Source organism: Lederbergia ruris (genome assembly GCF_018332955.1).
In the GTDB taxonomy this organism is placed as follows: domain Bacteria; phylum Bacillota; class Bacilli; order Bacillales; family Bacillaceae_C; genus Lederbergia; species Lederbergia ruris.
In genome coordinates this window covers 31,992-44,241 of record NZ_BORB01000027.1, presented here as the reverse complement: position 1 = coordinate 44,241, position 12,250 = coordinate 31,992, and the positions used below count along the sequence as shown (strand labels likewise).

The 12,250-nt window shown below is 35.1% G+C and carries 11 protein-coding genes; 2 read left to right on the top strand and 9 right to left on the bottom strand.

Annotation, left to right across the window (positions count from 1 at the left end; genetic code table 11):
* Positions 1–190: 190 nt before the first annotated feature.
* The 3 genes from KI363_RS14640 to KI363_RS14630 all read right to left on the bottom strand — a co-directional run bounded on the left by KI363_RS14640 (position 191) and on the right by KI363_RS14630 (position 3,758).
* A complete protein-coding gene (locus tag KI363_RS14640; RefSeq protein ID WP_158321707.1) occupies positions 191–1,081 on the bottom strand; it encodes a carbohydrate ABC transporter permease in 891 nt (296 codons plus the stop codon).
* A 14-nt stretch (positions 1,082–1,095) separates the two neighbouring features.
* Positions 1,096–1,986 (bottom strand): ABC transporter permease, encoded by an 891-nt coding sequence (locus KI363_RS14635; protein ID WP_158321706.1) that lies wholly within the window; start codon positions 1,984–1,986, stop codon positions 1,096–1,098.
* A gap of 83 nt (positions 1,987–2,069) precedes the next feature.
* Complete coding sequence (locus tag KI363_RS14630; RefSeq protein ID WP_212966810.1) at positions 2,070–3,758, bottom strand: extracellular solute-binding protein; 1,689 nt, start codon at positions 3,756–3,758, stop codon at positions 2,070–2,072.
* Between the two features lie 463 nt (positions 3,759–4,221).
* Here KI363_RS14630 and KI363_RS14625 point away from each other — a divergent pair, with 463 nt between their 5' ends.
* Both KI363_RS14625 and KI363_RS14620 read left to right on the top strand, forming a co-directional pair.
* Positions 4,222–5,958, top strand: a complete 1,737-nt coding sequence (locus tag KI363_RS14625; RefSeq protein WP_212966796.1) for a sensor histidine kinase — start codon at positions 4,222–4,224, stop codon at positions 5,956–5,958.
* The gene (locus KI363_RS14620) at positions 5,951–7,333 is read left to right on the top strand and encodes a response regulator transcription factor (RefSeq protein ID WP_212966795.1); all 1,383 of its coding nucleotides are present in this window, start codon (positions 5,951–5,953) and stop codon (positions 7,331–7,333) included. Before KI363_RS14625 ends, KI363_RS14620 begins: the two co-directional genes overlap by 8 nt.
* Here the strand turns inward: KI363_RS14620 and KI363_RS14615 are convergent.
* From KI363_RS14615 to KI363_RS14590, 6 genes are all read right to left on the bottom strand, one after another.
* Complete coding sequence (locus KI363_RS14615; protein WP_246516888.1) at positions 7,330–7,542, bottom strand: phosphorylase family protein; 213 nt, start codon at positions 7,540–7,542, stop codon at positions 7,330–7,332. The two genes, KI363_RS14620 and KI363_RS14615, sit on opposite strands and share 4 nt — an antisense overlap.
* A gap of 350 nt (positions 7,543–7,892) precedes the next feature.
* Positions 7,893–8,186: a hypothetical protein gene (locus tag KI363_RS14610; protein WP_158321702.1), complete on the bottom strand. Its 294-nt coding sequence runs from the start codon at positions 8,184–8,186 to the stop codon at positions 7,893–7,895.
* Entirely contained in the window at positions 8,131–8,727 is a 597-nt protein-coding gene (locus tag KI363_RS14605) for a DUF3990 domain-containing protein (protein WP_212966794.1), read from the bottom strand. The genes KI363_RS14610 and KI363_RS14605 overlap by 56 nt, the downstream gene beginning before the upstream one ends.
* Before the next feature lie 331 nt (positions 8,728–9,058).
* Positions 9,059–9,886 carry a carbohydrate ABC transporter permease gene (locus KI363_RS14600; RefSeq protein ID WP_212966793.1) on the bottom strand — a complete coding sequence of 276 codons (828 nt, stop codon included), beginning with the start codon at positions 9,884–9,886 and terminating at the stop codon, positions 9,059–9,061.
* Positions 9,887–9,897: 11 nt separating this feature from the next.
* On the bottom strand, positions 9,898–10,791 hold the full coding sequence (locus KI363_RS14595) for a carbohydrate ABC transporter permease (RefSeq protein WP_212966792.1): 894 nt from the start codon (positions 10,789–10,791) through the stop codon (positions 9,898–9,900).
* A 78-nt stretch (positions 10,792–10,869) separates the two neighbouring features.
* Entirely contained in the window at positions 10,870–12,177 is a 1,308-nt protein-coding gene (locus KI363_RS14590; RefSeq protein ID WP_158321699.1) for an ABC transporter substrate-binding protein, read from the bottom strand.
* Positions 12,178–12,250 lie beyond the last annotated feature (73 nt).

Sequence of the window (12,250 nt, the reverse complement as noted above, 5' to 3'; positions counted from 1 at the left end):
CTCGGTTATTTGAAAATTGTTTTACTTTAAGTTCATAACTACTCTTTTCAACCTTCATTATTTAAACAGCCCTCAAGAACTTTTTTCAAAAACTACTTGTGGGATCATTTGGCTACCTTTGCTTGTAGATTTGTTGCCAATAGCGATTGGGTCCCTTTTTAACAATAACTCATAGAACTTGACACTATCTTTATTCTTTTACAGAACCGAGTGTAATACCGTGAATAAAATATCTTTGTAAAAATGGATAAATGACTAAAACAGGAATCATGGCAATGAATATTTTTGCAGCATCCAAGGTTCTATTCGACATCTCGCTCATCCTTTTGTATTGGTCCTCCGTCATCGTAGAAGGATCTACAGACACTACTAACTGCTGAATATATGTTTGAAGTGGATAAAATTCTTCTCTCGTCATAAAAACCAGCCCGTATAAAAATTCGTTCCAATGATAAACAATGCTGAAAAGAGATACTGTTGCTAATACTGGAATTGAGAGTGGTATATATATTTTAAATAAAATATACCAAGGTCCTGCCCCATCCACCAACGCCGCTTCTTCTAACGCGTTCGGTAAATTTCGGAAAAAGTTTATTGCCAATATAATATTGAATACGATAGTTTGAGCTCCGCCAACCAAAACTAGCGCCCATATGCTATTCATGAGGCCATATCCTTTGATTGTCAAATAAATGGGAATTAATCCTCCATTAAATAACATAGTGAATATCAAAGTCCACGTTAATACATTTCGTCCTTTAAAATCTTTTACAGTTTTAGACAAAGGGTAAGCCATTAATGGTACAATTATAAAATTCAAGCCCGCACCTAATACAACCCTTTTAACCGAAATCCAAAATGATTTAAAGAATTGGGTGTCCTGCAAAAGTTGCTTGTAAGAATTCAAATTAAAGTCTACTGGCCATAAAGTAACAGCTCCCGCAGCCGCTGCTGATTTTGAACTGAATGAAAGCGATAATGTATACCATAAAGGCAATATACAAGTTATTGCGACTAGCAAAAGAATAATGATAATTGTCACGTCTATTATCTTTGAAGACAAGGTGTTTCGACTAAGCATAATTGTGATCCCCTTTAGAAAATTCGATAATTAGTAAATCTATAGGCCAGAAAATACGATAAACTGATTAAAATAAATCCAGCTACGGATTTAAGTAAACCAACTGCAGTTGCTAGCTCATATTGTAAATTCAACAATCCAGCTCTATAAACCCATGTGTCAACAATATCTCCTGTAGAATAAACAAGCGGGTTATATAGATTGAAAATTTGATCAAAACCAGCATTCAGCACATTTCCTAAGCTTAAAACTGCTAATAGTACTGCTGTAGTCCGGATCCCAGGAAGAGTCACATGCCATAGCAATCTAAAACGATTTGCACCGTCTATACTTGCCGCTTCGTACAATGCTGGATTAATTCCAGTCAGTGCAGCAAGATAAATAATCGTGTTAAAACCAAACTCCTTCCAAATATCACTTCCAACTACCAAAAAAGGGAATAATTTGGCCTCTCCGAAAAATAGTATTGGCTCAATTCCGAAGACACCTAACAATTGATTAATAGGTCCTCCAAATGCAAAAATGTCTAACAGTACTCCTCCAAGAATAACCCAAGATAGAAAGTGTGGTAAGTATACAATTGTTTGTATAGTCCGTTTAAATCCCATATAACGTACTTCATTCAATAGTAAAGCAAAACATAATGGTACTATTAAATTCCCAATAATTTTCATAACAGCGATATAGATGGTGTTAAAAAATACTTGCATAGTATCCTTTAACTCAAACATGTATTTAAAGGTTTCTAGACCAACAAATTCCGATCCCCAAATTCCTTTTCCAGGGTTGTAATCCTGAAAAGCGATTAAAACTCCAAACATTGGAACAATACTAAACAATATAATCCATATAAAACCAGGTAAGAGCATAATATAATAATGTTTAGCAAAGCTTTTTATTTTCATTATGACTGCCCTTTCGTAAGTTCTTATTTTAAAAAATCTTTTATTTCATAAAGGCGTCTTGGCTAGACGCCTTTCACTATTTCTTATTGTTTTGCCATTTCATTCACTTCATCAGTGATTTTGTCTCCACCTTGCTTTTTCCATTCTTCTACAAATTTATCAAATGAATCGAGCGGTTCTTGTCCCATAACAATTTTTAGAAAAGTTTCATCTTCCAATTTTTTCAAGTTAACCCAACGATCCTCCATCGTTTTTGTTTGGTTATAAATCGAGCTGTAAACTCCATTTATTTCATTGTCAGTTAAAGGTGAACCACCTACCAATAAGGCGTATGCTCTTGTCCATTGTCCTTTATTAGCATTCATATCCCAATATTGAATATCGTATTTATCGTAAGGTTCGGTCTTTACGTCCTTAATTGTTTCTGCATCTTTAACTAATAATTTATACTCAGGTTTATCTTTGAAATCTTCAGCTGTTTTATTTCCTTCCAATACCTCTCTTAAGGCTAAAACACTATATTCTGTTTCATCCGACGGTGCATATACCAGTCTAAGTGGATAATATCCTGGCCCCCCTTTACTAGCATCAAACGTACCTTTAGCATCTTCAGCCATCAAATTATTTAATAGTTTCATAGCTGCTTCCGGATGTTCATAATCTTTCCTTACCACAACAAATGAATTGGTTGGTGAACTTAAATGCGGTGAAAATTTACCGTCTTTATCTAAAGGAACAGCATATGCTTGCCAATTAGCTTCAGGATCTTCCGTAACCGCATCGGTGATAGGACCATATGGCATCCACCAAGGTGCAAAGAACATACCTGTTTTACCAGCTATTACTGATTCGCCTGAATCTTCACGTACACCCATTTCTTTGTCAATTAATCCATCTGCATACATATCACGTAATTTCCCTAAAGCTTCCTTAGTTTCGGGTAAAATCGAACCATATACTTGATTTCCGCTACCATCATCTAGCCAATACCCCGGATAAGCATTACATGCACCAAAGATACCATCAAATCCATAAAGATTATTTGTTGATTCCAAGAAGTTTGCGTAAAGTTTAGTTTTAACATCCGGACCAGCCAACCCAATTGTATCGGCTTTTCCATTTCCATCTGGATCCTCTTCAGCAAATGCCTTTGCAACTTTTTCTAAATCCTCAACTGTTTGCGGAACTTCTAATTCTAATTTATCCAACCAGTCTTTCCTTATCCATAATAAATGAACACCATCAGCGGATAATTGGACATTTGGAATTGCCATTATTTTTCCATCAAATGTTACAGCATCCATAGCTATTCCGTCTGTGCTTTCAACAATACGTTTAATTACTGGAGATGCATAATTATTGTAGACATCTGTTAAGTCGGCGATTTGATCGGCTTTTACCATTTGTCTCAACTCTACAGCGTTTACAATCATCGCATCAGGTATATCGTTCCCCGCTATAGATAAACTTACCTTCTGTCTATAATTAGAAGGAGAGGCAGTAAATGCATGGTCCACTTCAATATTTAAATTTTCCTTTATATTCCGGGTGTACTGATTGTCCAATGGTGTATCTCCAGCTTCGGATAAACTGGTGTCACTTGGATCTATTTCCTGACCAATAGCTATAGTAACTGTTTCGTCATATTTCCCTAATGGATCCGCATCTTCCATACTACTGGGTGAGGTGCCTTCTGACTTTTTCTTTTGACTCGATGATTCACCTAAACTACACCCTGAAAGAAGCAGCATAATAACAAAAATTAAAACCATTGACCTTTTTAACAAATTAATGTACCCCCTTAATAAAATAAGATTTGTTCTTACAAACTTAATTATAAATCACATGAATGCGTTTACAACGGGATGAATGTATCTGAATTCGTTAGAAGAATGTTTGAAAAATTTAACTATCCGCAAGGTATGAAACATTTGTTATACTTATCCTAAACATTTGACCCACTTTCAGGGGATTTTTTACATTTTCTGTTAAATGATTTCGTCCTTTTGTAGATTTCCACCACTAATGATGAATGGTCATCAACTTGGTGGAATGTTGCAATTTAAGATTACCTACTAGTAGGCAAATTGAAATATGATAAAATCCTTATGGTATAATAGAACTATTGAGGTAATTGACATTTCATATAGTACAACCTGGTATCCTACTATATTGGGACTGCCTTCAAAGTAAATGTAAATAATTGCATATATCTAAAACTTGGCGGTGTATTAGATGTGGTTATATTTTAAGAATTTTCTTCAGTCTTTAAGTTTAAAAACTAGAATTTCTTTAGTGTTCGGGCTTAGCACTTTAGTATTATTAATGCTTACAGTTTTTATATCATATTTTTCTATGTCAAATATTTTAACTGAAAAATTACATTCTGCTTATAAAAGCAATCTTAAACAACTTAAGGTCTCAATTGAGAATGCGATTGATGATATGAACTATGTGTCTCAACAAATAGCGTTTTCTTCTAATTTAAGAAATAATTTACTAGTTTATTTAGAAAGTGAATCACCTTATGACCGATTGAAACATTTTGAAGAATTAAATGACGAATTAAATGTAATCACTTTCAGTAATCCTAATATAGGTCTTTCACTTTTGTATGTGGATTCTGACGATAGAATACTTTTTAAGTCAAAGGGCATTAAAAATGATTTTGATATCCATCATGCTCCCCTCTTGATTGAGGGACATAACATGAACAATTATGGTCCTCATATCAGCCAAGAAAGGTATAAAGACCAATATGTTTTATCGACTGTAAGAGAATTAGATCTAAGTTTTCCGAAAAACATCTATATCTATTTGGAATCAAAGATAGATATTACTCGTGATATAATAGAAATTGAACAGCATCTAAATAACACCAATTATTTGATAATAAATAATGATCAGAAGATCATTTATAGTGAAAATACAAAATTTCACTTGAATGATCGTTTTCAAGTAAATGAAGATGGTTATGGCAAAACAGATGGATACTACTGGTTCAGTGAAAATTCCCCGAAAGGCTGGAGTATTATTGCCCTTGTTCCTATGAGCCACTACGATCAAGCTATGAAACAATGGAGTATCCTGATGAGGTATATCATTATACTATTTGTATGTATAAGTATTATTGCATCCCTATTTTTATGGAAGAGCTTTCACAAACCATTAAATAAATTTCGGCATGAAATTTATTTAATGGAGAAGACTGATTTTCATTCAGAAGTAGTAAAAACGAAAATACCTGAATTTGTTGAATTAACGAATCAGTTTAGAAATATGAAAGCACAAATAGTAAGATTGATTAAAGATATAGAAAATAAAGAGCGAGATAGAGCAGATTTGGAAGTGGAAAAATTAATACATCAAATTAACCCACACTTTTTGATGAATACATTAGATACAGCAAAATGGCTAGCAGTATCTGGAGATCGGGAAGAGCTTACACAGTTGTTAACCTCTCTAAATAAAATTTTATACTACAATATGGGGAAACTAGGAACATCCTCATCATTACAAGAAGAAATAGACTCGATGGAACAATATATTAAATTACAGCAAATACGTTACGACTTCGATTATGAGTTAAACATAAATATACAAAACAAACTAATGTCCTGCCCGATGCCACGGTTCATATTGCAACCACTAGTTGAAAATGCCATTTATCATGGACTTGTCGATGAAGGGAAGATAACTGTAACCGCGTGTTCGAATAAGGAACATATTATAATCAAAGTCTCCGATAATGGTAGGGGAATGCCAAAAGAAAAGGTAGATTCTATTTTAAAACAAAAGGACCACGATGAATCTAAAATTGGAATGGGAATCGGTCTCAATTATGTGAAACGTATTTTACATCGTGTTTACGGGGATTTGGCATCTATTGAAGTAGAGAGTGAGTTAGATAGAGGCACCTCTGTCACATTAATGATACCACTGCAGGAAGGGGTTTCATCAATCCATGATTAAAGTAATGGTCGTTGAAGATGACAAATTGGTTAGAAAAAACTTGATTAATAAATTAAACTGGGACAACTATGGCATGAGGGTAGTGGCAGAAGCAAAAAATGGAGAAAAGGCTTTAGAGGAATTAAATAAAGTAGACGTAGATCTAATGATAACAGATTTAGCGATGCCAATTATGTCAGGCATAGATTTAATCCGGGAAGTTAGAAAATTGTACCCAAACATATTTGTGGTCGTCTTAACTCTACACCAAGATTTTGAATATATTCAAGAAGTAATGCGTCTAGGTGCAATTGATTATATTGCTAAAGTTGAATTAGACGATCAAACGATGGGTTCTACATTATTAAGAATTCAACATCGGATTGAGAAAGAGATTTCCAAATATCGCTCCTCATCCGATGAACATATGTGGATTGAAGATTCTATCATTTTACTAGCAAACAAACCGATTCAAACTTCAAATCTATTACTCTCAATCATATCTGAGCAAAAAGTTATTAAAATAAATGATGAGATAATAGTGATTAAGACGAACAAACAGAACCAAAGCCTGAAGATTGATAATATCATTTCCAACCAAAGTATATTTGATCAGCTATTAATAGTTCGAGTGAACAATCAAATGGAGAATTGGAATACATGGAAACAAAAATTATCAGAACATAAAAACAGCTTATTATTCTATGAACTAAATGAAGAAAATAAAATACAGGTAAAAGATATAGACCAGCTTATTTTTCCAGCGTTAGAAAACGATCTGTATTTGAAGGAAATCCAAACGCAATTACTCTCGATGGAATGGATTAAGGATAAAGAGCATTTAGAAGAACTCCTTTTAAAAGTGAAGAATGTACGACTGAACAAGCTCCAGATAAATGATCTAATCCTCGTTACAATTAATGAATGTTCTCGGGTATATTCAGATTTTCTATCAAACACTATGCAGCGAAATCACATTTTTCACTTTTGGAATGATATTGAGAAGCAGATGCGAAATATACAACATGTAATTAGCACATCTTTATATAGTCAATCAGTGTCAGTAGAAGCAAATCAATGTATATTGGAGGCAATTTCCATTATCGGGAAAAATTTAGATGCCCCCCTTACTGCGAATGACGTTGCAAATCAAGTTAATATGAGTAGAAGCTACTTTTCAATCTGTTTTAAAAATATTACTGGACACACATTTAATGAATATATACGCATTATGCGAATAAATAAAGCAAAGAACTATCTCTCTTTCACAAACTTAAAAATAGGCACAATAGCAGAAAATGTAGGTTATAAAGACATAAGGTATTTTAGCAATGTTTTCCGGCAGTCCACTGGGTTACTTCCAACTGAGTATAGGAAGAGATATATGAAGTATTAGCCAGCTGTTCCTTGGTTAATAATCGCTTTTGGATAATATTTTTCAATTAATAGTGTGGTCGATGCGGCTGCATTGACCATGCCCACCTCTGTTCTTGACACAACAACAGGAAGCTCCTCAATCTCCCCAACATAAAAAGAATAATTGCTATATTTCTCTTCTTTATAGTCACCCATTGCATCAAGCAATACGGAAACTTCAACATCCATCGCCCCTTGCATTAAGGAAATAATGTTCCTTGGCAACAACTTCATTAGAAGGAGGAATTTTAGACTTTGGCACTACCAAAAACCTATCCCCACTTTTAGATTTGTCATAGTGTTCTTACAAATGTCCCCTTTCTTTTGCGGAATAAAGCAACAACCCTTAATTGGCTTTTTGCTTCCTGTTTCAAGGGATATAGCATTTTGGCAGAGGCTCTTAAAGTAAATAGCGATTATCATCCTGTCTGAATTGTATCAGAAGCCGGCACTTAGTGATGAACTTGGCATATACCTAAGGTGTTCTCGATTGGCACAAAAAAGCCCCATTAAGTAGTAAAATACAAAAAGGGGCTCTTTTAATATTGCGGAACTAAACGTCCTGTTCTTTTGGGTAAAGCATCCTTACAATTGGCTAAAATGAATTTTGCCCAATAGTTTGGCCCCATATGCTGCGACCACTCAATATCTTCGGTTATTTTTTCACCAATAAAATCATTCCATACAAGTTCCTCTGCCTTTTGAAGGCCAACATTATACCTTTCATGTAACACCTGTGCAATTTCAGTTCTAAAGGAAGGATAGCCGTTTTCATGCTCAAATTTCAGAAATGACATTAATCCTTCTTTGGTCATACGATTCATTTCTTGCATATGCTTTCGCCACCTTTGAGTATTTGATTACATTGTATTTAAATATATCTTGATTGTGTATAGATAATTGATCATAAGTCCCGTATTTGGCAATTTCCTCATAAAAGTCTTTAATATCAAGACCCAAATCAACGGCTTTTACAAGGTCAAAAATTGCTCCATCGGCGACTCCACCTAACACATAGTCAAAGTTATGGGTAAAATTAGTCTTTCGAGATCGGTTGTTATAAATAAATTTTGCCCATTCTACATCCATTTTATTCAGTATATACCCTTGATATAACTGTTTTAAACCTTGTATATCGAGATCATAAACAAAAACTATTGATTCTTCCTTATTCCCTGAACGTTTATCCGCATGTCTACTTGCTTGTAGAAAATTGGAAGTTAAATAGAAACCCTTTCCAAAGTCAGTAAATTCCTCACAGAAGGAAATATTAACTCCGGCTCGAAGTGATTCATATTTACTGGATGTCGTTCCGTGATATAGAACTTTTGAAAATTGACTAAAGTTTTTAGATAGAACAATAGGAGAAACCATAGATATGTCCTTTTTTCTTTATTATAGTAAATATATTGGTTATAAGTCAATTAGGGGAATTATATTTTGATTAAGATGGCCCGCTCTTTTTAATTAGTTTTAGACTCCAAAGTGGATCTAGATTGAATTTTGCACATGTACCATTTTCTCGAAAAAATGTTCTAACAAAGAAAAACAACCTAGAAACCAGTATCTACTAGGCTCCTAGGCTATTTTCATTATTTTTTGCTGTAAAAGTTAGATATTGACATTAAAATACGGTTTCTATCTTGTGGTTTTACAAGAATTTATCCGATCGACTAATTTACTTAGCATCCAAAGGGTATTCAAATTACTCTTTTACTGCCCCGGCTGAAATACTGTTGATAATGTAGCGGGAGAGGAATATGAACGCAATCATAATCGGTACAACGGAGATGGCGATCCCTAGATACATCGCACCTAAATTCATGGCAACTGGTGAGCCACGAAGTGCTCCCATCATCACCGGCAGTGTAAACAAGTCTGGAGATCGCAAAATAACGAGTGGCGTAATATAGTTATTCCATGAACCAATAAAGGTAAAGATCCCCATTGTCGCAATCGCCGGCATCAGAATTGGCAGTACAATTCGATGGAACATATGAATTTCAGTAGCTCCATCAATTCGCCCCGCTTCTAAAAGCGAAAGTGGCATTGTCGTCACCATGTATTGGCGGAAAAAGAAGACTGTAAATGGTGCCGCAATCGCCGGAATAATTAACGGGAAGTATGTGTCTAGCATACCTAGTGCATTACTAAGATCATAAAGACCAAGTAATCCTAACTGCCCTGGTACCATCATCATGACGATAAATGCCACAAATATAGCATTCTTAAAACGAAATTTATAGACCAAAAATGCATACGCTGTTAAAGCAGAGAAATACGCGTTTAAAACTGTCACCGAAATCGCAACGATTAAACTATTGAGAAATCCTCTCCATACGTCAACATATTGAGTAAGAACTTGGTAGTTATCGTATATGGCGGCTCCAGGAATCATTGAGAATCCCTGCAATATTTCTGAGTTCGTTCTTGTTGCATTAATGATCATCATATAAAATGGGATAAAACAAATAATCAACAAGATGATTAATGCAGCATAAATAAAGACCTTAGCTGTTTTGATTTTATTCACTGAATTCACCCCTAACTTGCATTTTTACGGTACATGGAACGGAAGGTAACGGCTGAGAAAATAACCGTAATAATAAATAATCCATAGGCAATGGCCGCACCATAACCGAAGTTATTGTACTTGAAGGATTGATTATATAAATAGAGAACCATAGTGTTCAATGCGCCGTCTGGTGCACCTCGGGTATCTGTCAACAACATCGGTAAATCAAAGATTTGTAATCCACCAATGATAGAGGTAATCAATACATACAATAACACTGGTTTTAGTTGGGGCAATGTTACATTCGTAAAAGATTGCCACCAATTAGCCCCATCAATTAAAGCAGCCTCATAGTAATCTTTCGAGATCCCAGAGATTCCTGCAAGCAAGATAATGAATGAATTCCCAAACCACATCCATGCACCGATTAAGGCAACCCAGGATTGCGCATATGTTGGATTATTTAACCAATTTATCGGCGAATCAATAATTCCTAAACTTAATAACATCTGGTTTAATGCCCCGTAGTTCCAATCTAATAATATATTAAAAAGCAAGGCAACGGACGCGATTGTAATAATGTTTGGTAAGTAAAATAACGCGCGAAATAGGCCAACACCTTTTAACTTCAAGCGAATATCAGAGAACAACAGCGCAAGGCCAAGCGCAATCCCCATTTGAACGATAAAATTAAGTCCCCAAATTTTTAAAGTATTCCCTAAAGCACTATAGAAATAACCGTCACCAATTAGACGGGCATAATTCTCAACCCCAATGAAATTAGCGTTTCCAATTCCACCCATCCCAGTATAATCAGTCAAACTATAATAAAAGGTTAAAAGAATTGGATAAATATTAAAAACCAAAAAGACAAAAACGAATGGGAACATAAATAGAAATGCATTTTTATTATCCTTAATCATGCTCTTTCCCCTTCCTTAATAAAAGAGATGGGGGGTCTTACAGGTCAACCTGTTTCCTCCCCCTCTCTTTAAATTTGATTATTTTTCATCAGGTACCTTGATATCGGGATAAGCATTTTTTACTTGCTTGTAAAACTCTTTAATAGCTTCTTCCTTCGTAGTCTTTCCTTCAACATAATTACCAACCTCGGTTCCAAACAGATCACCAATTGATTGATCATATTTTGTGATGATACTTGCATCAATTTTCTCAGCTTCCTCCAGGAAGAATTCATAGTTGTTTTGTCCAGCTAAAAACTCGTCTGAGAAATCGCCTTTCACTTTTTCTGTTACAGGAAGATAGGAAAGAACATCACCTGTTTCCTTAACCCAATCTTCCAAAAAGTCCTCATCGTGAACAAGCATTTCGATGAATTTAAAGGCTAAATCCTTATTTTTAGAGTCTTTATACATTCCAATCCACGTTCCACCTTGGAAATAAGGTGTTGGCCCATTTGTCACTGCCCAATCCCCGGCAGTTTCCGTAGCATGTTCCTTCAGTACAGAATGTAATCCCCATGTTGGTAAGGATACAGCAAAGACTTCTGTTTTATCTGAATCCTTTTCATCTTCTTCAATTTCATCCCAACCTTTGTTGTAGCTGATTGGTCCATTAAATGATTCATACCAAGCAGGCGACCAGGCGGGAGCAAGAGCCGTGTATTTTTTATCACGAAATTCCTTCGCATAATCAAAATAGGATAATCTAGCTTCTGTCATCACTAGTTCATTATTCTCATTTACCCATGGTTGCGGATCTTGGCCATCTGTATAAGGTTGAATGGAACCTTCGTCAGGAAATAAACGATAATTATTAGCTTTCATTTCCTCTGCTACTTCCATTAATCCTTCCATTGTTGAAAAGCGCTTTCCAATCTCCTCAGGGTCATCTGTCCCTAACACTTCTTTGGCAATACTACGCCGATAGTAGATTCCCCCCGGCGTTGTTTGCCAAGAAACCGCCTTGACTTCACCATCCTCGTTCTTCCCTAAATCAAACACATAATCCATATAGTCAGATTCCCAGTCTTGGACATTATAAGGATCTTGAGATAATGTTTCCCAATAGTCTTGTTCAACCCAATCCTTTAAGTATACAATTTCTCCCGTGAAGATATCAGGTGCACCTTTTCCACTTTCTAATGATGGACGAAGTGTTGTCGTATAGTTCTCTGTTGGAATAATTTGCAAATCCACGGTTACATCATATTTCTCTTCAAATACATCAATGACATCCTGTAGCTCGTCTGTAAAAGAAGTTACCGTTAAATCAGCCTTTTTACCTGAACAAGCACCTAATAGCGCTATCACACTTGCTACAGCTGCAATCATGAATAATTTTTTCACTATATTTCCTCCTTTTTGGAAAGCGGTTTTTCTATAAAAAAGGTAGAAAACCTTTTTTAATAGTTTGTTATAT